Origin of the sequence: Streptomyces sp. NPDC005962, assembly GCF_040629205.1 — a bacterium.
Classification (GTDB): Bacteria; Actinomycetota; Actinomycetes; order Streptomycetales; family Streptomycetaceae; genus Streptomyces.
On sequence record NZ_JBEXVE010000011.1, the window covers coordinates 20870 to 42622 of the forward strand.

General features: G+C 71.1%; 18 protein-coding genes and 1 riboswitch. Of the genes, 6 read left to right on the plus strand and 12 right to left on the minus strand.

What is annotated here, in order from left to right:
* Nucleotides 1-85: 85 nt before the first annotated feature.
* On the minus strand, nucleotides 86-1174 hold the full coding sequence (locus ABZ370_RS19700; protein WP_358622301.1) for an NADH:flavin oxidoreductase: 1089 nt from the start codon (nucleotides 1172-1174) through the stop codon (nucleotides 86-88).
* Nucleotides 1175-1396: 222 nt separating this feature from the next.
* Here ABZ370_RS19700 and ABZ370_RS19705 point away from each other — a divergent pair, with 222 nt between their 5' ends.
* The 4 genes from ABZ370_RS19705 (at nucleotide 1397) to ABZ370_RS19720 (ending at nucleotide 7451) form a co-directional block, all read left to right on the plus strand.
* Nucleotides 1397-2200 (plus strand): SDR family oxidoreductase, encoded by an 804-nt coding sequence (locus tag ABZ370_RS19705; RefSeq protein WP_358622304.1) that lies wholly within the window; start codon nucleotides 1397-1399, stop codon nucleotides 2198-2200.
* Nucleotides 2201-2303: 103 nt separating this feature from the next.
* Nucleotides 2304-3497 (plus strand): cytochrome P450, encoded by a 1194-nt coding sequence (locus ABZ370_RS19710; protein ID WP_358622307.1) that lies wholly within the window; start codon nucleotides 2304-2306, stop codon nucleotides 3495-3497.
* 94 nt (nucleotides 3498-3591) lie between these two features.
* Nucleotides 3592-7035, plus strand: a complete 3444-nt coding sequence (gene car / locus ABZ370_RS19715; protein ID WP_358622309.1) for a carboxylic acid reductase — start codon at nucleotides 3592-3594, stop codon at nucleotides 7033-7035.
* A gap of 44 nt (nucleotides 7036-7079) precedes the next feature.
* Nucleotides 7080-7451 (plus strand): nuclear transport factor 2 family protein, encoded by a 372-nt coding sequence (locus ABZ370_RS19720; RefSeq protein WP_358622311.1) that lies wholly within the window; start codon nucleotides 7080-7082, stop codon nucleotides 7449-7451.
* A gap of 64 nt (nucleotides 7452-7515) precedes the next feature.
* Here ABZ370_RS19720 and ABZ370_RS19725 read toward each other — a convergent pair whose 3' ends face one another.
* A complete protein-coding gene (locus ABZ370_RS19725; protein ID WP_358622313.1) occupies nucleotides 7516-8910 on the minus strand; it encodes a peptidase C39 family protein in 1395 nt (464 codons plus the stop codon).
* A 165-nt stretch (nucleotides 8911-9075) separates the two neighbouring features.
* Here ABZ370_RS19725 and ABZ370_RS19730 point away from each other — a divergent pair, with 165 nt between their 5' ends.
* Nucleotides 9076-9708 carry a hypothetical protein gene (locus ABZ370_RS19730; protein ID WP_358622315.1) on the plus strand — a complete coding sequence of 211 codons (633 nt, stop codon included), beginning with the start codon at nucleotides 9076-9078 and terminating at the stop codon, nucleotides 9706-9708.
* A 410-nt stretch (nucleotides 9709-10118) separates the two neighbouring features.
* Nucleotides 10119-12017 carry an AAA family ATPase gene (locus ABZ370_RS19735; RefSeq protein WP_358622318.1) on the plus strand — a complete coding sequence of 633 codons (1899 nt, stop codon included), beginning with the start codon at nucleotides 10119-10121 and terminating at the stop codon, nucleotides 12015-12017.
* A 26-nt stretch (nucleotides 12018-12043) separates the two neighbouring features.
* Here ABZ370_RS19735 and ABZ370_RS19740 read toward each other — a convergent pair whose 3' ends face one another.
* From ABZ370_RS19740 to ribD, 10 genes are all read right to left on the minus strand, one after another.
* On the minus strand, nucleotides 12044-13171 hold the full coding sequence (locus tag ABZ370_RS19740; RefSeq protein WP_358622320.1) for a hemolysin family protein: 1128 nt from the start codon (nucleotides 13169-13171) through the stop codon (nucleotides 12044-12046).
* Entirely contained in the window at nucleotides 13168-14643 is a 1476-nt protein-coding gene (locus ABZ370_RS19745) for a hemolysin family protein (RefSeq protein ID WP_358622321.1), read from the minus strand. The genes ABZ370_RS19740 and ABZ370_RS19745 overlap by 4 nt, the downstream gene beginning before the upstream one ends.
* Before the next feature lie 194 nt (nucleotides 14644-14837).
* A complete protein-coding gene (locus ABZ370_RS19750) occupies nucleotides 14838-15293 on the minus strand; it encodes a PH domain-containing protein (protein ID WP_358622324.1) in 456 nt (151 codons plus the stop codon).
* Between the two features lie 49 nt (nucleotides 15294-15342).
* Nucleotides 15343-16191, minus strand: a complete 849-nt coding sequence (hisG, locus tag ABZ370_RS19755) for an ATP phosphoribosyltransferase (RefSeq protein ID WP_009713584.1) — start codon at nucleotides 16189-16191, stop codon at nucleotides 15343-15345.
* A gap of 47 nt (nucleotides 16192-16238) precedes the next feature.
* Nucleotides 16239-16523, minus strand: coding sequence for a phosphoribosyl-ATP diphosphatase (locus ABZ370_RS19760; RefSeq protein ID WP_009713585.1), 285 nt, complete (start codon nucleotides 16521-16523; stop codon nucleotides 16239-16241).
* Nucleotides 16524-16558: 35 nt separating this feature from the next.
* On the minus strand, nucleotides 16559-17032 hold the full coding sequence (ribH, locus tag ABZ370_RS19765; protein ID WP_358622327.1) for a 6,7-dimethyl-8-ribityllumazine synthase: 474 nt from the start codon (nucleotides 17030-17032) through the stop codon (nucleotides 16559-16561).
* Nucleotides 17033-17083: 51 nt separating this feature from the next.
* The gene (locus tag ABZ370_RS19770) at nucleotides 17084-18439 is read right to left on the minus strand and encodes a bifunctional 3,4-dihydroxy-2-butanone-4-phosphate synthase/GTP cyclohydrolase II (protein ID WP_358622329.1); all 1356 of its coding nucleotides are present in this window, start codon (nucleotides 18437-18439) and stop codon (nucleotides 17084-17086) included.
* On the minus strand, nucleotides 18436-19149 hold the full coding sequence (locus tag ABZ370_RS19775) for a nicotinamide mononucleotide transporter family protein (protein WP_358622331.1): 714 nt from the start codon (nucleotides 19147-19149) through the stop codon (nucleotides 18436-18438). Before ABZ370_RS19775 ends, ABZ370_RS19770 begins: the two co-directional genes overlap by 4 nt.
* Nucleotides 19146-19754 (minus strand): riboflavin synthase, encoded by a 609-nt coding sequence (locus ABZ370_RS19780; protein WP_358622333.1) that lies wholly within the window; start codon nucleotides 19752-19754, stop codon nucleotides 19146-19148. Before ABZ370_RS19780 ends, ABZ370_RS19775 begins: the two co-directional genes overlap by 4 nt.
* Nucleotide 19755: 1 nt before the next feature.
* Nucleotides 19756-20844, minus strand: a complete 1089-nt coding sequence (gene ribD / locus ABZ370_RS19785; protein WP_358622838.1) for a bifunctional diaminohydroxyphosphoribosylaminopyrimidine deaminase/5-amino-6-(5-phosphoribosylamino)uracil reductase RibD — start codon at nucleotides 20842-20844, stop codon at nucleotides 19756-19758.
* A 202-nt stretch (nucleotides 20845-21046) separates the two neighbouring features.
* A riboswitch (FMN riboswitch) is annotated at nucleotides 21047-21177 on the minus strand.
* Between the last annotated feature and the right edge of the window lie 576 nt (nucleotides 21178-21753).

Below are 21753 nucleotides of genomic sequence, written 5' to 3' on the forward strand. Positions count from 1 at the left end.
GTGACACGGAAAACTCGTCGGGCGGGATTCCAGGGTTTCATCCTGGAATCCCGCCCAGTAGGAGTAGCGGTGAGTGAGGGGGCCGTCAGGCCAGGGTCTGGAGCACGGCCGGGTCGTAGGGGACGGTCCGGGCCAGCTCACCGCGGAGCGCCAGTTCCGCCCAGTCCGGGTTGGCCAGCAGCGACCTGCCCACGGCGACGAGGTCGAACTCGTCGCGCCCCAGGCGGGCCACCAGCTCGTCGATGCCGGTCACCCCGGACGGCCCGGTGAAGCCCTGGGTGAAGTCGCCCTCGCCGTACTGCTGGTCCATGCCGACCGAGCCGACCGTCACAGTGGGTTTGCCGCTGAGCTTGCGCGCCCAGCCGGCCAGGTTGAGGGTGCTGCCGTCGAACTCGGGCAGCCAGTAGCGGCGGGTGGAGGCGTGGAACACGTCGACACCGGCGTCGGCCAGCGGCGTCAGCAACTGCGCCAGTTCATCCGGGCTCTCCGCGGTGCGGGCCTCGTACGCGTTGAGCTTCCACTGGGAGATCCGGAAGAAGACCGGGAATCCCGGGCTGACGGCCGCACGAACAGCCCGCACGACCTCGGCGCCGAAGCGGGCGCGGGAGGCCGGATCGCCGCCGTAGCGGTCGCTGCGCCGGTTGGTGGCGGTCCACAGGAAGTTGTCGATCAGGTAGCCGTGCGCGCCGTGCAGCTCGACGCCGTCGAACCCGACTCGCTCGGCGGCCGCGGCGGCCACCGCGAAGGCGGCCACCGCGTCGTCGATGTCCTGCAAGGTCATGGCCTTCCCGGCCGGGGCGCCGTCCAGTCCGAGCCCGGACGGACCCTCGGCGGGCGGATCGGTCATGGTGCGCGCGGCCCCGGTGTGCCACAGCTGCGGAATGATCCTGCCGCCGGCGTCGTGCACCCGGCGTGCCACGTGGGCCCAGCCGGCGAGGGCCTGCTCGCCGTAAAACTCGGGCACGTTGTCGTACGCCCCGGCGGCGGGGTGGTCGATATAGGTGCCCTCGGTGACGATCAGCCCGACCTGATGGGCCGCCCGACGGGCGTAGTACTCCGCCACGTTCGGGCCCGGCACGCCGCCGGGGGACGCTGTTCTGGTCATCGGGGCCATCACGATCCGGTTGGGGATCGTCAGATCGCCCACGGTGAACGACTCGTCCAGACTGGCCATTATTCCTCCCGGCAGCAATTCGACAGTGCACGATTATCGGCACCATTTACCGCACTGTCCAGTCGGCAATGAAACTGGCTGCATTGCATTATGCGATCCAGTGCATCGAAAAAATGAGTTTGACCGCCTCAAATGGAGCGGCGATAGTATTGCAGCCAGATGATTTTCCACTACCGGTGTGTGTAATACACAGGGCTGCCTGAAAGGAAAGGGTGGACCATCATGGCGAGCCAAAGCCGCCTCACTGCAACGGTTTCCGACGAGCTGGCGGGCAAGCGGGCCGTGGTCACCGGCGGCAGCCGCGGCATCGGCGCCGCGATCGTGCGGAACCTGCTCGACGCCGGCGCCACCGTCGTCACCTCCGCCCGTGGCGTGCCCGAACACACGCCCTCCGGCGCCACGTTCGTCAAGGCCGACCTCAGCACGTCCGACGGTGTGCGCGAGTTCGCGGACACCGCGCTGGACACTCTGGGCGGCGCGGACATCATCGTCAACAATGCCGGCGGATGCCGCTCGTTCCACAGTGTGCTGGACCTGGAGAACGACTGGCAGTACACGATGGACATCAACTTCCTCGCCTCCGTCAGGCTCAACGCGGCACTTGTGCCCGCCATGCGCGAGAGCGGCGGCGGGGCCATCGTCCATGTCTCGTCCATCGCCACCATCGCGGCGTACCCGATGCTCCTGCACTACGCCGCCGCCAAGTCCGCGCTCGAGACGTACAGCAAGGGGCTCGCGGCCGAGCTGGCGCCGGACGGCGTCCGTGTCGTCTCCGTCTGCCTGGGCAACGTGGCGACACCGGGCTCGGAAACGGCGCGCGGCCAGCTCGTCGACTACCTCGGCGGCGACAGCAGCGGCGGCCTCGACGACATTTCCGACGAGTGGGCCGCCGAGATTCCGCTCGGCCGCTTCGGCGAGTCCCAGGACATCGCCGACGCGGTGGGTTTCCTGGTCTCGCCCCGCGCGTCGTGGATCACCGGCAGCAATGTCGTCATCGACGGCGGGAAGACCGCGAGCCTGGCCTGAGGCGCGGATCTCCGGCTCTCTTCCGCCGAAGACCGCGACGTCTGTTGAACGAGTCACCGAACTTTCGTAGGCAACCGCCGGCAGCATGGGAAGGACTGACACGATGACAGCGACAGGCGAGGGGGTACGGACCTACCCGTTCGGTCCGACCCACCGGCTGGAGTTGGACTCCAAGCTGGTCGAGATCTGCGGCGAACAGCCCGTGCTGCGTGTGCGCCTGCCCTTTGGAGGCGACGGCTGGCTGGTCACGCGGCACGCGGACGTCAGGACCGTACTGGCCGATCCCCGGTTCAGCCGCGCCGCCGCCGTGGGCGACCATGTGCCCCGCACGGTCGCGGTCGGTCTGCCCCGCACCTCCATGCTCAGCATGGACCCGCCGGACCACAGCCGACTGCGGCGCCGGGTGGCGCACGCGTTCACCGTACGCCGCATAGAAAGCCTGCGCCCGCGCATCCAGGAGATCGTGAACGACCTGCTCGACACCATGATCGCCTCAGGGGAGCAGGCCGACCTGACCACGGCCCTGACCTGGCCGTTGCCGATCACGGTGATCTGCGAAGTGCTCGGCGTGCCCATCGCCGACCGCGAGCGGTTCACCGCTTGGGTGGACGGCTTGCTGATGCTCTCCGACCCGGAGCAGTCCGAGCAGGCCCGCGAGGAGCTGGGCGACTACCTCGCCGGTCTCATCGCGCTCCGCCGCACCACCCCCACCGACGACCTGCTCGGCGAGCTGGCCTCCGGTGGCGGGGACGACCAGCTCACCGAGGAAGAACTGGTCAGCCTTGGAATCAGCCTGCTGTCCGCCGGCCAGGAGGCCACCGCCAACCAGATCGGCAACTTCGTCTACACGCTGCTGACCCAGCCCGACCTCTGGCGGCAGCTCAAGGCCGATCCCTCTCTCCTCCCCGGCGCGGTCGAGGAACTCTTCCGGTTCATCCCGAACAGCGCCACCGCCGGCTTCACCCGTATCGCCAAGGAGGATGTGGAGCTGGGCGGGCAGACCATTCGGGCCGGTGACGCGGTGGTGTCCGAGCTGGGGATGGCCAACCGGGACCCCGAGGTGTTCGAGCGCCCCGAGGAGATCGATTTCCACCGCGGGCAGATCCCGCACGTCACCTTCGGGTACGGCATCCACCACTGCCTCGGCGCGCAGCTGGCCAGGGTGGAGCTGCGCGTCGCACTCGAAACCCTGATCAAGCGCCTGCCCGATCTGAGGCTCGCGGTCCCGGCCGACCAGTTGTCCTGGCGGACCGAGCGCCTCATCCGCGGAGTGGCGGCGCTGCCGGTCAGCTGGTGAGATCCACGCCGGTGGGAACCCACCCCGCACGCGCACGGCACCACGCTCCCGCACGACTCGCCGACATCGCTGGAACGCCAGAGGAGAGCTGATCATGGCCGAACCACTGGATGCGATCACCGCGCCGGTGCCCGATCAGGGCAAGGGGCTCGCCGAGGCCCTGGCGTCCGTCGATCCGAGCAGGGCGCTGGCCGAGGTCATGGCGGCCATCATGGAAAGCCACGGAGACCGGCCGGCCCTCGGCGAACGCGCCACGGACCCGTCGACGGCGGGCCTGCTCCCGCGATTCGACACCATCAGTTACCGCGAGCTGTGGGCGCGCGTCCGTGCGGTCGCCGGCCGGTGGTACCACGACCCGGAGTACCCGCTGGGAGCGGGCGACCGGCTCTGCACCCTGGGCTTCACCAGCACCGACTACGCGGTACTCGACCTGGCCTGCATCCACCTGGGCGTCGTGTCCGTACCCCTGCACTCCAGCGCGCCGCTGTCCCAGCTGGGGCCGATCATCGCGGAGGCCGAGCCGAGCGTGCTCGCCGCGAGCGTCGAGCACCTGGACACCGCCGTCGACGCGGTCATCGGGGGAACGTCGATCCAGCGCCTGATCGTGTTCGACTACCACCCCGAAATCGCCGACCAGCGTGACGCCTTCGAGTCCGCCGGTCGGCGCCTGGCGAAGGCCGGCCGTCCGGTGGGCGTCGAGTCGCTGGCCGAGGTCATCGACCGCGGAGCCGGCCTTCCGGACCCTCCCCTGTTCACCGCCGAGCCCGGCGACGATCCGCTGTCCCTGCTCATCTACACCTCCGGCAGCACCGGGGCTCCCAAGGGGGCCATGCACACACAGCGGCTGGTCGGCACCGCGTGGTACGGGTTCAGCTACGGGTCGGCGGACGTGCCCGCGATCAGCGTCCTCTACATGCCGCACAGCCACCTCGGCGGCCGCTATGCGCTGATGGGCTCGCTCGTCAAGGGCGGTGTCGGGTACTTCACCGCCAAGAGCGACCTGTCCACCCTGTTCGACGACATCGCGCTGGTCCGCCCCACGGAGCTGACCATGGTCCCGCGCGTGTGCGACATGCTGTTCCAGCGGTACCGGAGCGAACTGGACCGGCGAGCGGGCGAGCCGGGTGACGTCGATGCGGCTGTCAAGGCGGACCTGCGGGAGAATTTCCTGGGCGGGCGCGTCGCCAAGGCGTTCGTCGGAACCGCCCCGCTGTCCGCCGAGTTGGCGGACTTCGTCGAGTCCTGCCTCGGATTCCACCTGTACACCGGTTACGGTTCCACGGAAGCCGGCGGGGTGCTGCTGGACTCGGTGGTGCAGCGTCCACCGGTGATCGACTACAAGCTGGTGGACGTCCCGGAACTGGGCTACTACCGCACGGACTTGCCGTATCCGCGCGGGGAATTGCGGCTCAAGACGGCGACCATCATCCCCGGGTACTACAAGCGCCCCGAGCTCACCGCCGAGATCTTCGACGAGGACGGCTACTACCGGACCGGCGACGTCATGGCCGAGATCGAGCCCGACCGGCTGGTCTACGTCGACCGCACCAAGGACACCTTGAAACTGTCCCAGGGTGAGTTCGTGGCCGTCTCCCGCCTGGAGACCGTCTTCAGCGGCAGCTCCCTCATCCAGCAGATGTACGTGTACGGCAACAGCGAGCGCGCCCACCTGCTCGCGGTGGTGGTGCCCACCCCGGACGTGCTGGCCAGGGGCGGCGAGGACGTCGAGTCGCTCAAGCCGCTGCTCAGCGAATCGCTCCAGCGGACCGCCAAGCGAACCGGACTCAACTCGTACGAGATCCCGCGCGACTTCCTGATCGAGACCGAACCCTTCAGCCCCGAGAACGGCCTGCTCACCGACAGCCACAAGATGCTGCGTCCCAGGCTCAAGGCGCGCTACGGCGAGGCCCTTGAACGGCTGTACGCCGAACTCGCCGAGGGACAGGACCGGCAACTGCGCGAGCTGCGGCAAGCCGGGCCGGACCGGCCGGTGGTGGAAACGGTCAGCCGGGCCGCCCAGGCACTGCTGGGCTGCTCGAACGCCGACCTGAGCGCCGACGCGCACTTCACCGACCTGGGTGGGGATTCGCTGTCCGCGCTGTCCTTCTCCCAGCTGATGAAGGAAATCTTCCACATCGACGTTCCGGTCGGGGTGATCATCAGCCCTGCCAACGACCTGGCCCAGTTGGCGAGGTACATCGAGTCGGAACGGGAGTCCGGGGCGAAGAGGCCCACGTTCGCCTCCGTACACGGCGAGAACAGCACCGAAGTCCGCGCCGGTGACCTCACCCTGGAAAAGTTCGTCGACGCGTCGACGCTCGCCGCCGCCCCGACGCTGCCTCGCCCCGGCGGTTCCGTGCGGTCCGTCCTGCTGACCGGAGCCAGCGGTTACCTCGGCCGGTTCCTGTGCCTGGAATGGCTGGAGCGGCTGGCGTCCTCAGGTGGCAAGCTGATCTGCGTCGTACGCGGAAGCGATGCGGCCGTAGCGGCGAAACGGCTTGAGGACGCCTTCGACAGCGGCGACGCCGAACTGCTCCGGCGGTATCGGGAACTGGCCGACGGGACCCTCGAAGTACTCGCGGGCGACATCAGCGAATCGCGTCTGGGCCTGGCGGAGGACACCTGGAACAGGCTGGCCGACACCGTGGACCTGATCGTTCACCCGGCCGCCCTGGTCAACCACGTACTGCCCTACAGCCAGTTGTTCGGACCCAATGTCGTCGGCACGGCCGAACTGATCCGGTTGGCGCTCACCACGCGGATCAAGCCAGTCACCTACGTGTCCACCGTCGCCGTGCGGGCCGGAGCCACGGCCGCGGCTCTCGACGAGGACGCCGACATCCGCGGCGCGAGCCCGGTGCGGCAGATCGATCAGAGCTACGCCAACGGGTACGCGACCAGCAAGTGGGCCGGCGAGGTCCTGCTCCGGGAGGCACACGACCTGTGCGGCCTGCCGGTCGCCACCTTCCGGTCGAACATGATCCTCGCGCACAGCAGGTACCCGGGTCAGTTGAATGTGCCCGACATGTTCACCCGCCTGCTGCTCAGCCTGGCCGCCACCGGCATCGCGCCGGGCTCGTTCTACCGGACCGGCACGCGCGCGCATTACGACGGCCTGCCGGTCGACTTCACGGCCGAGGCCATCACCTCGCTGGGCGCGCGGGCCACCGAGGGCTACCAGACCTTCAACGTGGTGAATCCGCACGACGACGGCATCTCGCTGGACACCTTCGTCGACTGGCTCACCGAGGCCGGCCGGCCGATCCGGCGAATCGACGGCTATGACGAATGGCTCGCCCGCATAACGGCCGCGATCCGTGCTCTGCCGGAGAAGCAGCGTCAGCACTCGCTGCTGCCCCTGCTGCACGCCGTGGCGCACCCCGAGAAAGGTGTCCCTGGTTCCGCGATCCCCGCCGAGCGGTTCCACACCGCTGTGCGAGCCGCCAAGGTCGGCCCCGACAAGGACATCCCCCATCTGTCGGCCGCCCTCATCGGCAAGTACGTCACCGACCTGCGCCGGCTCGGCCTGCTCCAGTGACACTTCGACACATACGACGAGAAGCAGCGAAAGGGGAACTCGCCATGGAGCAGAACCTCAGCGGGAAAGTGAATGAGTTTCTGCGGCGTCTGGAGGCGTATGACTTTGCCGGCGCCCAGAAGATGTGTACCGAAAAGGCCATTGTGTGGGAGAACGACGGTGAGGCAGAGCAGGTGATCGACGAGCGACTGGACCAGTTCAGGTCCTTTGTCGCTACCGTTGATTCGATGCGGTACGACGTGATCCGCCAGTTCCGGAATTCGGACGAGGTGCTCCAGCAGCAGGTACTTCACCTGGTGAAGACGGACGGGTCCCGCAGCGAGATCCAGGCATTCGTGCACTTCCGGTTCGAGAGCGGTCTCATCGACCGGATCGAGGAGTACCACTACACCGCGCCGGCGGGCGAGGCGCCATAAGCCCTCCAGGGCCACGCGGGTGACCCTGGAGCGACACGGCCCGCACGGCTACGGCCACCTCACCTCAGCGGATTCCCAGCCCCCGCAGAACCCGGGCTTGAGTTGGTGTCGGCCTGGCCGGGAAGTACAGGTAGCACACGCCTCCCGAACCGCCCTTGACCTGGCCGTTCGCGTCGTAGCGCTTGGTGCGCAGCCAGATGTTCTCCCACTCCCTGCGCTTGTAGACCCGGCGGACGGACGGGTTGTCCGGTGAGGCGGGGTCGTTCGCGATGACGTCGCCGGTGGAGGTGAAGCCGATGACGGTCATCAGGTGGCCCGCGGTGCCGTAGCCCGCGCCGGTCAGCTCGCCCTTGAGGAAGGACTGCGAGGTGATCACCGGGATGCCCGCGGCGACCAGCTTCTCCACGTCGTTCAGGGAGCCGAGCCGGGTGACGACGCCCTGCAGGTCGCGGTACGTGGCGGCGTAGGCGGCGTTGAAGGGCCAGTTGCCGCAGCCGTCGTACTGGTAGTCGAAGGTGGCGCGGGCCGCGTGGCAGACCTGGGGGTCGGCGTAGTCGGGGTTGACCCAGGCCAGGTCGTCGGCGGTGGGCTTGCGGCCCCAGAACTCGATGATCATCTGCGAGGAGGTGGGGCTGCACCAGGCCTCGCCGCCGTTGTCGTACTCCGGGTACTGGCCCTTGTGGATCTCCTGCGAGTAGCGCGGTACGGCGAGCTCTCGGCCCGTGGGCAGGCCGGGCTTGGAGGCGGGCACCTCGAAGCGGTCGGGGACGTCCGAGCCCATCGCGCCGACCCGCCACACGGTGGGGGTGCGGGTGGTACCGGGCTTGCGGTAGAGGGTCAGGCGCAGCTGGTACGCCGTCAGCCGGAGGCCACCGGCGGGGTCGTCGACGGCGAGGGTGTCGGTCCACACCGAGCTCTTGTCGTCGCTCTGGTCGTCCACCGAGGTGCGCCGGATGGAGTCCCCGCCGTCCCCGGAGGTCCAGCGGCCCATCACGTACCAGGGGGTCGCCGTGGAGTCGGAGTAGGTGCCCTTCAGCTCGGCCTGAATCCAGGTGCCCGCCGGGGTGCGGGCGTTCCAGGAGACGATGGCCTCGGTCGCGGGGACGGTGAGCCGCCGCACCGGGGAGGTCCAGGTGGCGTACTCCCAGGCGGCCTTGGTGCCGGTGTGCGGGTCGGTGTAGTCGACGGTGCCGGCCGGGCGGGAGATGACGATGCCGGGGCGGGCCCCGGCCTCGGCGCGGACGCCCTTGGCGGCTCCGGCCAGCCAGTCGGTGCGGCTCGTCCAGCCGTGGTACTCGGCGGTCGCGGCCGCCTTCTTCGCGCGCGACGACCCCGTGGGGTCCGGGCGGGCGGGCCCGGGGGCGTCCGCGGCGGAGGCCGTCTGTACGGCGGCCACGCCCGCGACGCCGAGGGCGGCGGCGAGTACGGAGCGGCGGGGCGTGAATCCGGAACTGGTCATACGGGGCTCCCCCAGTCGTCGTCCAGCGGCGGCGGATGCGCGACAGTCGCACAACTATGGCCGCTGCGAGTGGTGTCAGGCCAGTGCTTCCCGTCCCGCCCGCATACCAATATTGGTGTGGACCAATGGAGTGAATACTCCCGGGTAGTCGTAGAGTGGCGCCCCATGGAGACCGCCGACCGCCCCACCGAGACGCTGCGCGCGTTCGCCCGGCGGCTGTGCGCCCTGCCGCCGTCCTGCGGGCCGGTCCGGCTCGTCGCCGTGGACGGTCACGCCGGTTCGGGGAAGACCACCTTCGCCGGGCGGCTGGCGGAGGCGCTGGGCGGCGCGCCCGTCGTCCATACGGACGATCTCGCCACGCACGAGGAGCCGTTCGGGTGGACCGGGCGGTTGCAGGAGCACATCCTGACCCCGCTGAGCCACGGCACCGCCGCCCGGTATGCCCCGTATGACTGGGTCGAGCGCCGCTTCGCGACCACCCCGCGGCGACTGGACCCCGCACCGGTCATCCTCCTCGAAGGTGTGGGCGCCGGACGCCGCGCGGTCCGGCCGCACCTGGCCCATCTGGTGTGGATGGAACTGTCCGACCGGGACGCCTGGCGACGCGGAAGGCAGCGCGACGGCCCCGAACTGTCCACATTCTGGGACGGCTGGCAGCCATCTGAGCGCGCGCATTTCGCCGCCGACCCGTCTCGCCCCCACGCGGAAACCCTGATAGCCCAGCGAGAGATGGGGTACGCGGTACTCACGGGGCCCGCCGTGACCACCCGAATCGACCCTTGGCGTCACCCAGCGTGACCGGATGGAACCGGGTTGACGGCACCCCGCGTCCGACCTGCCACGGACGCCCCAACTCGGCTTGACCTGGGGCCCATACAGGTCTTACGTTCTCAATGTGCGGACTCGTACGAGTCGCCCCAGTACGCGAAGCCCCCGGTTGTTCCCCCGTGATCGGGGGCTTCGTCCTGTCCGCACCCGGTTCGGCCACATTTTCCGGCTGCCGTACGACATCACGCCGTCACTCTCGGTCATCTAGTCGTCCGGGCCGCGTGCGCCCTTTACACGCCCCCGCGTACGCCTGCCAAGCCTTGTGCGATTGCGACGAACAACAGTGCGGCACCCTCGGCCGGTGCGGCCTGCGCAGGTACGATGCGAAAAGGGCAGCCGCCCCGGCGGCATCCACGGGGGCAGGGGTTGTGGGGGACGTGATGGATTTCGGCACGCAGGGTTCGCACACCCCGGCCGATCTCGCCTGGCTGCGTGCCGTGGACGCCTACACGATGGGCGCCTACGCACAGGCCGAGGAGGAGTTCCGGGCCGCGGTGCGGCACGATCCGGGCATGGCCGACGCATGGCTCGGCCTGCACGCGCTGCGCGCCGACACGGCGACCGCGCTGTTAAGGATGTACCGGCACCGCGATCGCTTCGGCGAACAGCGCACCCGCCACCGCCGCACCCTCAACTCCTGGTACTGGCTGGGCTGGTGGGTCCAGCCCGTGCTGGAGACCAACCGGGACCTGCTGCTGGCGCACGCCTCGCACTGGCTCGACGGCCGCCACGTCCCCGAGCTGGACCGGGCGCTGGCCGGCTGCCCGCCCGTGGAGGCCGATCCGCAGGCCCGCTTCCTGCACGCGTGCCGCGCGTATCTCGTCAAGGACTGGGAGCAGCTGGTCCGGCACACCGAACCGCTGCTCGACGATCATTTCCTCGGCATCGAGGCCGGGCTCTTCGGCGGCATGGCCCGGGTCCGGCTGGAGATGTACGGCCAGGCGGAACCACTGCTCGCCGCCGCCCTGATGCGGTGCCGCAGCGAACAGCCCCAGCGCAAGGAGCTGCGCTACTGGCTCGCCCGCGCCCATGAGGGCACCGGCCGCAGCGCCGCGGCCCTCCCCCTCTACCGCGCGGTGCACCGCATCGACCCCACCTTCATGGACACCTCGGCGCGGCTGGCCGCCATAGCCGAGTCCGACGGCCTGGACGAGACCGCCGACCTCGCGGCCGTGACCCTGTCCGGGGTCAGCAGCCAGGACGCCACCGACGGCACCATCACCGATCCCGCCGACACCCTGTCGCCCCCCGGCGACCCGGCCGACGGCCGCGATCTGCGCACCGGCGGCGACGGCGCCGATGGCCCGCCGCTCCTGGCCACGCCGGTGAGCGGCGCGAGCAGCACTCGCGAGCGGGGCGGTCTGCCCGCCCAGCCCGGGCCCTCCGACCCCGCCCTGCTGGAGAGCGCGCTGCAGGAGCTGGAGCGCATGGTCGGCCTGGAGCCTGTCAAGCGGCAGGTGCGGGCGCTGTCCGCGCAGCTGCACATGGCCCGGCTGCGCGCCGGGCAGGGCCTGCCGGTCCAGCCGCCGAAGCGGCACTTCGTCTTCTCCGGCCCCTCCGGCACCGGCAAGACCACCGTCGCCCGCATCCTCGGCCGGGTCTTCTACGCGCTCGGGCTGCTCGGCGGCGACCATCTGGTCGAGGCCGGGCGCGCCGATCTGGTCGGCGAGTATCTGGGGCAGACGGCGGTCAAGGCCAACGAGCTGATCGACTCGGCGCTCGGCGGGGTCCTCTTCGTCGACGAGGCGTACAGCCTGTCCAACTCCGGCTACAGCAAGGGCGACGCCTACGGCGACGAGGCGCTTCAGGTGCTGCTCAAGCGCGCCGAGGACAACCGCGACCGGCTCGTCGTCATACTCGCGGGCTACCCCGAAGGCATGGACCGCCTCCTCGCCGCCAATCCCGGCCTCGGCTCCCGCTTCACCACGCGCGTCGACTTCCCCAGCTACCGTCCGCTCGAACTCACCCGGATAGGTGAGGTGCTGGCCGCGGAGAACGGTGATGTGTGGGACGAGGAGTCCCTGGAGGAGCTGCGCAGCATCAGCGGGCACGTGGTCGAGCAGGGCTGGATCGACGAGCTGGGGAACGGGCGCTTCCTGCGCACCCTGTACGAGAAGAGCTGCGCGTACCGGGACCTGCGGCTGTCGGGGTGGACGGGCATACCGACCCGGGACGACCTGGCCACGCTGCGGCTGCCGGATCTGATGCAGGCGTACGGGGAGGTCCTGTCGGGCCGCGGTCCCATGTACCGCGACCCGGAGGACCCCCCGCTGCCGTAACCCTCTGCCGGACTTCTCCCGGACTTCTACCGGGAGACCATCGCGGGCTCCTCCGGCGCCGCGACCGGGGCCGGGGCCTGGACCGGTGTTCCGCCGCGCGGTTCGGCCGTGCGGCCGCGCCCGTTGTCCCGGTGGGCCGGGTCGCGGACCTCGCCCACCAGCATCTCCAGCACGTCCTCCAGCGCGACGAGCCCGAGCACCTTGCCGGACGCGTCGGCCACGGCCGCCAGATGCGAGGCCGCCCGCCGCATCGCGCTGAGCGTGTCGTCCAGCGGCAGTTCGGCGCGCAGGGTCTCGATGGGGTGCCAGACCCGCTGGGGGACGGCCCGTTCGGGGGCCTCCAGGTCCAGGACGTCCTTCACGTGCACGTAGCCCATGAAGGCGCCACCCACCCCGCACACCGGGAAGCGCGAGTAGCCGGTCCGCACCGTCAGCTCCTCGATCTGCCGGGGCGTGACCGAGGGGTCGACGGTGACCAGGCCCGCCGGGTCGAGGAGCACGTCGGTGACCGGGCGGCTGCCCAGCTCCAGGGCGTCGGAGAGCCGCTCGTGCTCCCCGTCGCCGAGGAGTCCGGCCTGCCGGGAGTCCTCGACCAGATGGGTCAGCTGCTCGCTCGTGAAGACGGCCTCGACCTCGTCCTTGGGCTCGACCCGGAAGAGCCGCAGCACCAGCCGGGAGCAGGCGCCCAGCATCACGGTGACCGGACGGCACAGCCGGGCGAAGCCGACGAGGCCGGGGGCGAGCCACAGCGCGGTCTTCTCGGGCGCCGCCATGGCCAGGTTCTTCGGCACCATCTCGCCGATCACCAGATGCAGGCAGACGACGACGGCGAGCGCGATGGCGTAACCGAGCGGATGGACGAGCCCCTCGGGCAGACGCACGGCGTGGAAGACCGGCTCCAGCAGCTGGGCGACGGTCGGCTCGGCGACCGCGCCGAGGGTCAGCGAGCAGATGGTGATGCCGAACTGCGCGGCGGCCATCATCTGCGGCAGGGTCTCCAGCCCGGTGAGCACCGTACGGGCCCGCGCCGAGCCCTCGGCCGCCCGCGGCTCGATCTGGCTGCGGCGTACCGAGACCAGGGCGAACTCGGCCCCGACGAAGAACCCGTTGGCGAGGACCAGAAGAACGGCGAAGAGGAGTTGGACGAGGCTCATCGCTCAGTTTCCTTCTCGGCAACAGCGCCAGTCGTAGGAGCGGGGGCGGCAGTGGTAGCGGCAGCGGCAGCAGTCGTAGCGGCGGGGGCGGCGGTCGTCGGGGCAGCGGCGGCGGTCCCGGCACCGGTCGCGGAACCGGCTGCGGCACTCGTACCCGCTCCGGTCCTGACGATCCGTACCCGCTCCGCCCGGTGGTGGCCGACCTGCCGGACGGCCAGCTTCCAGCCGGGCAGCTCGGCGGTGTCCCCGGGGGCGGGAATCCGGGCGAGCAGATCGGCGACCAGACCGGCGACCGTCTCGTACGGCCCGTCGGGCACGTCGAGACCGATCCGGCGCAGGATGTCGACGCGGCAGGCCCCGTCGGCGTCCCAGGCGGTCCGGCCGTCCTCGGTGACGGTCTGGGCCAGGTCGGGCGTGTCGGCGGCCTCGTCGTCGTGTTCGTCGCGGACCTCGCCGACCAGTTCCTCGACGATGTCCTCCAGGGTGACGACACCGGCCGTGCCGCCGTATTCGTCGACGACCACGGCTATCGGCTGCTCGTTGCGCAGCCGCTCCAGCAGCGGCTGGACGGGCAGCGTCTCGGGGACGAGCACCGGGGGCTGGGCGATGGACCCGACGGGGGTGCGCAGCCGCTCCGCCGAGGGCACCGCGAGGGCGTCCTTGAGGTGGACCATGCCGATGACCTCGTCCAGGCGGTCGCGGTAGACGGGGAACCGGGAGAGTCCGGTGGCCCGGGTGAGGTTGAGCACATCCACGGCGGTCGCCGTGGACTGGAGCGCGCTGACCCGCACCCGTGGCGTCATCACATGCTGTGCGGTGAGGTCGCCGAGCGAGAGGGTGCGGACGAAGAGATCGGCGGTGTCCTGCTCGATCGCCCCGGCCAGCGCCGAGTGGCGGGCCAGCGAGACCAGCTCGCCGGGGGTACGGGCGGACGCCAGCTCCTCGGTGGGTTCGACGCCCAGCGTCCGCACCAGCCGGTTGGCGACCGTGTTGAGCAGGGCGATGACGGGCCGGAAGAAGTGGGCGAAGGCGGACTGCGGCCCCGCGACGAAGCGGGCGACCTGGAGCGGCCGGGAGACCGCCCAGTTCTTGGGCACGAGTTCGCCGATCACCATCTGCACGGCGGACGCCACCAGCATGCCGAGGACGACGGCGACGCCGGAGACGGCGCCGTCCGGCAGCCCCACCGCGGACAGCGGCACGGTCAGCAGATGGCCGAGCGCGGGCTCGGCGAGCATGCCGACGACCAGGGAGGTGATGGTGATGCCGAGCTGGGTGCCGGAGAGCTGGAAGGACAGCTCGCGCAGCGCCTCGACGACGGTACGGGCGCGCCGGTCGCCTTCTTCGGCGGCCCGCTCCGCGTCCGGCCGCTCGACCGTGACCAGGCCGAATTCGGCGGCCACGAAGAAGCCGTTGGCGAGGATGAGGACGAGTGCCGCGGCGAGCAGCAGGAGAGACAGGGTGACGCTCATGCCGCCGCCTCGGGGTCGGCGGCGGCGCAGGTACTACAGGACGATCCGTCCATCTCTGGAGGGAGTCACTCCTTGGGTCGCAGGTGGGCCCGCCGGCTGCGCGCGGTGCGCGGACAGGTCGAGGCGGGGTGGGGCATCGTTCGGCCCCGGCAACAGAGTAAACAAGGATGGGCCCTTAGGGGCAGGCCCCGGGGTCAGGACGTGCCGCCGCCCATGCCGTGGTGTTCGGCGAGGGCGCGCAGGGCGCGGGCGTCATTGATCGCCCGCGTCTTCGCGATGCCCAGCTGGATGCCCATCGCGGGCAGGCTGGTGCCGTCGGCGAGATCCAGGTGGACCCAGGCGTCACCGGGCCGCAGATTGACCCGCAGCACCTCGGCCCACGCCAGCTTGCGGCTGGAGATGAGGTTGACCACCGTCACCCCGGCCTCGTCGGCCACCACCTTGGGGCGGCTGAACAGCGCGAGACCCGCGAAGAACAGCAGCCCGGTGACGACGAAGCTGAGCTGCTCGCCCGGGGACAGGTTCTCCAGGAGCAGCGCGATCGTGGTGAGGGCAACGACGAGGGCCGCGCCGGTGGTCAGCAGGACGATCCGGGTGACGGTCGGCCGGAAGGTGACCGGGAGGGCGGGCGGCTGGGCGACGGCGGACACGTGTGATGGGTCTCTCGTGAGAGGGAGGGGGTGAACAGGGGGCCGGGGCTCAGAGGCGACAGGCGTGGATGCCCGTGGTGAGGATCGCCCGCGCCCCGAGCTCGTACAGCTCGTCCATGACCCGCTGGGCGTCCTTGGAGGGGACCATCGAGCGGACCGCGACCCAGCCCTCGTGGTGCAGCGGGGAGACGGTGGGCGATTCCAGGCCGGGGGTGAGCGCCACGGCCCGCTCGACCTGCTCGACGCGGATGTCGTAGTCCATCATCACGTAGCGCCGGGCCACCAGGACGCCCTGCATCCGCCGGAGGAACTGGCGCACCTTGGGGTCGTCGGTGGGCGCGCCGGTGCGGCGGATCACGACCGCCTCCGACTCCAGGATCGGTTCGCCGATGATGTCCAGACCGGCGTTGCGCAGGGTGGTGCCGGTCTCCACGACATCCGCGATGATCTCGGCGACGCCGAGCTGGATGGCGGTCTCCACCGCGCCGTCCAGGTGGACGACGGCGGCGTCCACCCCGTGGTCGGCGAGGTGCTTGGTGACCAGGCCGGAGAAGGAGGTGGCGACGGTCATCCCGCCGAACTCGCTCACATCGGTGGCCGTGCCGGGCCGGGTGGCGTAGCGGAAGGTGGACCCGGCGAAGCCGAGCTGCAGGATCTCCTCGGCCTGGGAGCCGGAGTCGAGCAGCAGGTCACGGCCGGTGATGCCGATGTCGAGGCGGCCGGAGCCGACGTACACGGCGATGTCGCGGGGGCGCAGGAAGAAGAACTCGACGTCGTTGTCGGAGTCGACGAGGACGAGTTCCCTGCGGTCCTTGCGCTGCCGGTAGCCCGCCTCATGGAGCATCGCCGACGCAGGCTCGGACAGTGAACCCTTGTTGGGGACGGCGATGCGCAGCATGAGGGGTGATTCCTTCGTACGAGGGGTGGGTGGTGAACGGGGGTGGTTCAGAGGTGGGCGTAGACGTCGTCGAGGGTCAGACCCTTGGCGACCATCATCACCTGGAGGTGGTAGAGGAGCTGCGAGATCTCCTCGGCGGCCGCCGCGTCGCTCTCGTACTCGGCGGCCATCCACACCTCGGCGGCCTCCTCGACGACCTTCTTGCCGATCGCGTGCACGCCGGACTGGAGCAGCTCGGCGGTACGGGAAGTGGCGGGGTCGGCCGTCGCGGCCTTCTGCTGGAGCTCGGCGAAGAGCTCCTCGAACGTCTTCTTGGACATGGTGTGCGCCATCCTACTTGGGTCGGACGGCTCGACTTCGCGCAGGTCTACGCAACGGACCGCAGGGTGACGGCGGTGGCGACGGCGGCGGTGACCGCCTCATGTCCCTTGTCCTCGCTGGAACCGGCGATCCCGGCCCGGTCCAGCGCCTGCTCCTCGGTGTCGCAGGTCAGCACGCCGAAGCCGATGGGCACGCCGGTGTCCACGCTGACCTGGGTGAGGCCCTGGGTGACGCCCTGGCACACGTAGTCGAAGTGGGGCGTGCCGCCCCGGATGACGACGCCCAGCGCCACGACCGCGTCGTAGCCGCGGTCCGCGAGGACCTTGGCGACGACCGGCAGTTCGAAGCTGCCGGGCACCCGCAGCACGGCCGGTTCGGCGATGCCCAGCTCGCCGAGGGCCCGCCGGGCGCCGGCGACCAGACCGTCCATCACCTGCTCGTGCCACTGCGCGGCGATGACGGCCACACGCAGGTCCCCGCAGTTCTCCACGGACAGTTCGGGGGCACCCTTACCGCTCACGTCACTCCTCAGTTCTTTCGTACGTACGGGTGGTTCTACTGGCAGGTGGTTCTACTGGTTGCCGCAGGCGGACACGGGCTCCGGGCTCTCCGCCCGGCGGTCGCCCTCCAGCCAGGGCAGGTCGTGCCCCATCCGGTCCCGCTTGGTGCGCAGATAGCGCAGATTGTGCTCCCCGGCCTGGACCGGCATCGGCTCCCGGCCGCTGACCCGCAGCCCGTGGCGGACCAGGGCGGTGGTCTTCTCGGGGTTGTTGGTCATCAGCCGCAGGGAGCGCACGCCCAGGTCGGCCAGGATCTCGGCGCCCGCCGCGTAGTCGCGCGCGTCGGCGGGCAGGCCCAGCTCCAGGTTGGCGTCCAGGGTGTCCCGGCCCAGCTCCTGGAGCTGGTAGGCGCGCAGCTTGGACACCAGCCCGATGCCGCGTCCCTCGTGGCCGCGCAGATACAGCACCACGCCGCGGCCCTCGGCGGTCACCCGCTCCAGGGCGGCATGCAGCTGGGGTCCGCAGTCGCAGCGCAGCGAGTGGAAGACGTCGCCGGTCAGGCATTCGGAGTGGACGCGGACCAGCACGTCCTCGCCGTCGCCGATGTCGCCCTGGACGAGCGCGATGTGCTCGACGCCGTCGGCGGTCGCGCGGTAGCCGTACGCCTGGAAGTCGCCGAAGGCGGTGGGCAGCCGGGTGGTGGCCTCGCGCCGCACGGCGGGCTCGGCGGCCCTGCGGTACGTGATCAGGTCGGCGATGGAAATGATCGCGAGGTCGTGCTTGTGGGCGAATGTGACCAGGTCGGGCAGGCGCAGCATCACGCCGTCCTCCCCCGCGATCTCGCAGATCACGGCCGCCGGGCGCAGTCCGGCCAGCCGGGCGAGGTCGACCCCGGCCTCGGTGTGGCCGTCGCGGGCGAGCACTCCGCCGGGGCGGGCGCGCAGCGGGAAGATGTGGCCGGGGCGCACGAAGTCGCCGGGGGTGATGTCCGGGTCGGCCAGCAGGCGCAGCGTGGTGGCCCGGTCGGCGGCGGAGATGCCGGTGCTGACGCCGTGTTCGGCGGTGGCGTCGACGGTCACGGTGAAGGCGGTCCGCATGGACTCGGTGTTCTCCGCGACCATCTGCGGGAGCCGCAGCCGGTCGAGGTCGGCCTCTTCCATGGGGGCGCAGATCAGTCCGCGGCACTCGTTCATCATGAAGGCGACGATCTCCGGGGTGATCGTCTCGGCGGCGGCGACGAGGTCGCCCTCGTTCTCCCGGTCCTCGTCGTCCACGACCACGACGGGGCGGCCCGCCGCGATGTCGGCGATCGCCCGCTCGATGGTGTTCAGCGCCAGCTCGTCGGGCGGCCACGCGCCCGCGGGGCCGTCGTCGGCGTGGTCCTCGGCTGCCGGTCGCGGCTGCGTCGTCGGGTAGGACTCGCTCATGACACTGACACTCCTTCCATTGCGGGTGTGGTCGCGCTCGGGGCCGTCCGGGGTTCCGGTGACGTCCGGGTGTTCGGGGACGTCCCGGTGTTCTCGGTGCGGGAGCGCAGCCACCAGTCGCGCGCGCCCCACAGGACGAGTGCGAAGTAGATGACGTAGACGAGGCCGGAGAAGGCCAGTCCGCTACTGAAGGCGAGCGGGACGCCGACCACGTCGACCAGCATCCACGCGAACCAGAACTCGATCAGGCCGCGGGCCTGGGCGACCATTGCGGCGAGGGTGCCGACGAAGATGTAGGCGTCGGGCCAGGGGTTCCAGGACAGTTCGGGGACCGCCGTGAACAGGGCGCCGACGGCGAGCGTGCCGACCGCCAGGCCGGTGAGGAGCGCCGCGCGCTCACGGCCGGTGGCGAAGCGGACGGCGACCGCGCCGCCGTCGTCGCGGCGGCCGCGCCGCCACTGCCGCCAGCCCCAGGCGGCGACGCCGATGACCAGGAGCTGCTTGCCGACACCGCCGCTGAGGTGGGCGGAGGCGTAGGCGGCGACCAGGACGACGCCGGAGGCGAGCTGGGCGGGCCAGGTCCACAGGGAGCGGCGGCGGCCGAGGGCGAGGGCGGCCAGGCCGATGGTGTTGCCGATCGCGTCGGACCACAGGATGTGCTGGCCGAATATCTGCCCGGCCTCGGCGCTCAGCCAGTCGGGGGACATCATTCGATCGCTTCCTTGTCCTTGTGGGAGAGCAGCCGCTCCACGTACTTGGCGAGGACGTCCACTTCGAGGTTGACCGGGTCGCCCGGCTGCTTGACCCCGAGGGTGGTGAGGGCGAGCGTCGTCGGGATGAGGCTGACGGTGAAGGAGTCGGGGCCCGCGTCGACGACGGTCAGGCTGATGCCGTCGACCGTGATGGAGCCCTTCTCGACCACGTAGCGGCCGAGTCCGGCGGGCAGCGAGATCGTGACGATCTCCCAGTGCTCGGACGGCTTGCGGTCGACGACGGTGCCGGTGCCGTCCACATGGCCCTGGACGAGATGGCCGCCGAGGCGCCCGCCGAGCGCCATGGGGCGCTCCAGGTTGACGCGGGAGCCGACGGTGAGCGCGCCGAGGCTGGAGCGGTCCAGGGTTTCGGCCATGACGTCGGCGCTGAACCGGCCGTCCCCGGTGTCGACGACGGTGAGACAGACGCCGTTGACGGCGATGGAGTCGCCGTGCCGCGCGCCGTCGGTGACGACGGGGCCGCGTACCTGGAAGCGGGACGCGTCGTCCAGCTTCTCGACGGCGACGATCTCACCCAGTTCTTCGACAATTCCGGTGAACACGTCAGTTCTCCTCGGCGAGGGTGGTGGTGGGTGCGACGGGGACGGCGGTGATGCACAGATCGGGGCCGAGCCGGGTGACGTCGGCCGTATCCAGGCGCAACGCCTGCGCGATCGTGGTGATTCCGGCGTCGGCGAGGACGGCGGGGCCCGCGCCGAGCAGGACGGGGGCGAGATAGCCGACGACCTTGTCGACGACGCCCGCGGCGAGGAACGCCCCGGCGAGGGTGGGCCCGCCCTCCAGCAGGACGGAGCGGACGCCGCGGCCGTGGAGGGCGGCGAGGAGCGCGGCGACGTCGAGCCCCGGGCCCGTTGTCGAGCGGGGCAGCCGTACGGTCTCCGTCCCGGGCGGCAGTTGCCCGGTGTCGGCGTCCTCGGCCACGGCGACCAGCGTCGGCGCGGCGTCATCCAGGATGCGGGCGCCCGGCTTCAGCGCGGTCGCGTTCGTGTCGACGGCCACCCGCAGCGGCTGGGTGGCGCCCTCCCGGTCGCGTACGGCGAGGTGCGGATCGTCGGCGCGCAGGGTGCCGGAGCCGACGGCCACGGCGTCCGCCTCGGCGCGCAGCCGGTGCACATCGGCGCGGGCGGCGGACGAGGTGATCCAGCGGCTGGTGCCGTCGGCCGCCGCGCTGCGGCCGTCCAGGGTGGCGGCGTACTTCCACAGCACGAACGGGCGGCCGCGGCGCATCGCGGTCAGCCAGGCCTCGTTGACCGCCTCCGACTCGTCGGCCACCGGCCCCGCCGCGACGTCGACCCTGGCCGCGGCCAGGGTCGCGGCGCCGCCGCGCGCCTGGGCGGTGGGGTCGGCGACCGCGTAACGGACCCGGGCGACCCCGGCGTCGATGAGCGCCTGGGCGCAGGGGCCGGTGCGGCCGGTGTGGTTGCAGGGTTCGAGGGTGACCAGCGCGGTGCCGCCGCGGGCCCGCTCCCCCGCCGCGCGCAGGGCGTGCACCTCGGCGTGCGGGCCGCCCGCGCGCTGGTGCCAGCCTTCGCCGACCGGCTGCCCCCCGGCGTCGAGGATGACGCAGCCGACGACGGGGTTGGGGCTGGTGTGGCCGAGACCGCGGGCGGCGAGCGCGACGGCGCGGCGCATCGCACGGTCTTCGGCCGCTGCGGTTGCCGCTGCTTCGGCTGCGGGGGCCACCGGGTCCTCCTGCCTCTTCGGGCACGGACTCCGGGGCTGTCGGAAACGACAACGAGCGGAAACGCCGCCGCCGGGCGCCGGGATCGCCGCGTACGGTCCACGCCGAGAGCGTGGCCGCCGCGAAGACGGCGCACCGGTGATGTCGCTACCGCCGCGCACTGCCTCCCATCCGGACTTTAACCGTCGGTCCAGGAATTTCACCTGGTCAACCGGCCGCTGGCGGCGGACGGGTCGCGGACTATAACCGCCGGTTCGGATTTTCACCGACCCCGGAGTGCGCTGACGTCACTGGTACGGCCCCAGTGTGCCACGGCGATCACCGCAGGTGGGACCCCACCCAAGTGTGGCCTCCCTCACCCACCCGGCCGCGTTTCCCCACCCCGGCCCTTCCCGAACCGGGGACACCCCGGCCCCCGGCTTCACGGCCGGGCAGCGCCACTGCCCGAACCTGCGGTCGGGGCGCGGAGGCGCGCTGAGGGATGGCGAGGACATCCCCGGACGGGGCGTCGAGCCGTCGACGGGAGTAGGACCGCCCCGAGGTCGCAGGTGGGCGTACCACTGACGCGCAACCCGCAGCAGCCGACGGCGGTGGGCAGCCGCCCCCGAAGAACGACGGTACGGCGACGGAAGCCCCGGGCGCCCAGGCGCCGTCGGGCTGGCAGACACCGCTACCCGGCTCGGCCCGAGGCCATCACGGGATCGGCGTGGCGCCGGACAGGCGGGATCGGCGTCCGTGTCACGCGAGCCGCAGCGGTCGGCGACGGTGGGCATCCAGTCGTCGCGGGTTACCGAGGCCCTGCCCCGAAGGGCGACGGTACGGCGACGGAAGCGCCAGGCGCCCGGGCGCCGTCGCGCTGG

What these genes read in the sequence shown, in the direction of transcription:
- ABZ370_RS19760 (WP_009713585.1), bottom strand. Translation starts at nt 16,523, where the DNA reads ATGGCGCACACCATGTCCAAGAAGACGTTCGAGGAGCTCTTCGCCGAG.
- ABZ370_RS19720 (WP_358622311.1), top strand. Translation starts at nt 7,080, where the DNA reads ATGGAGCAGAACCTCAGCGGGAAAGTGAATGAGTTTCTGCGGCGTCTG.
- ABZ370_RS19745 (WP_358622321.1), bottom strand. Translation starts at nt 14,643, where the DNA reads ATGAGCGTCACCCTGTCTCTCCTGCTGCTCGCCGCGGCACTCGTCCTC.
- ABZ370_RS19735 (WP_358622318.1), top strand. Translation starts at nt 10,119, where the DNA reads ATGGATTTCGGCACGCAGGGTTCGCACACCCCGGCCGATCTCGCCTGG.
- ribD (WP_358622838.1), bottom strand. Translation starts at nt 20,844, where the DNA reads ATGCGCCGCGCCGTCGCGCTCGCCGCCCGCGGTCTCGGCCACACCAGC.
- ABZ370_RS19700 (WP_358622301.1), bottom strand. Translation starts at nt 1,174, where the DNA reads ATGGCCAGTCTGGACGAGTCGTTCACCGTGGGCGATCTGACGATCCCC.
- ABZ370_RS19725 (WP_358622313.1), bottom strand. Translation starts at nt 8,910, where the DNA reads ATGACCAGTTCCGGATTCACGCCCCGCCGCTCCGTACTCGCCGCCGCC.
- ABZ370_RS19710 (WP_358622307.1), top strand. Translation starts at nt 2,304, where the DNA reads ATGACAGCGACAGGCGAGGGGGTACGGACCTACCCGTTCGGTCCGACC.
- ABZ370_RS19740 (WP_358622320.1), bottom strand. Translation starts at nt 13,171, where the DNA reads ATGAGCCTCGTCCAACTCCTCTTCGCCGTTCTTCTGGTCCTCGCCAAC.
- car (WP_358622309.1), top strand. Translation starts at nt 3,592, where the DNA reads ATGGCCGAACCACTGGATGCGATCACCGCGCCGGTGCCCGATCAGGGC.
- ABZ370_RS19775 (WP_358622331.1), bottom strand. Translation starts at nt 19,149, where the DNA reads ATGATGTCCCCCGACTGGCTGAGCGCCGAGGCCGGGCAGATATTCGGC.
- ABZ370_RS19705 (WP_358622304.1), top strand. Translation starts at nt 1,397, where the DNA reads ATGGCGAGCCAAAGCCGCCTCACTGCAACGGTTTCCGACGAGCTGGCG.
- ABZ370_RS19770 (WP_358622329.1), bottom strand. Translation starts at nt 18,439, where the DNA reads ATGAGCGAGTCCTACCCGACGACGCAGCCGCGACCGGCAGCCGAGGAC.
- ABZ370_RS19730 (WP_358622315.1), top strand. Translation starts at nt 9,076, where the DNA reads ATGGAGACCGCCGACCGCCCCACCGAGACGCTGCGCGCGTTCGCCCGG.
- hisG (WP_009713584.1), bottom strand. Translation starts at nt 16,191, where the DNA reads ATGCTGCGCATCGCCGTCCCCAACAAGGGTTCACTGTCCGAGCCTGCG.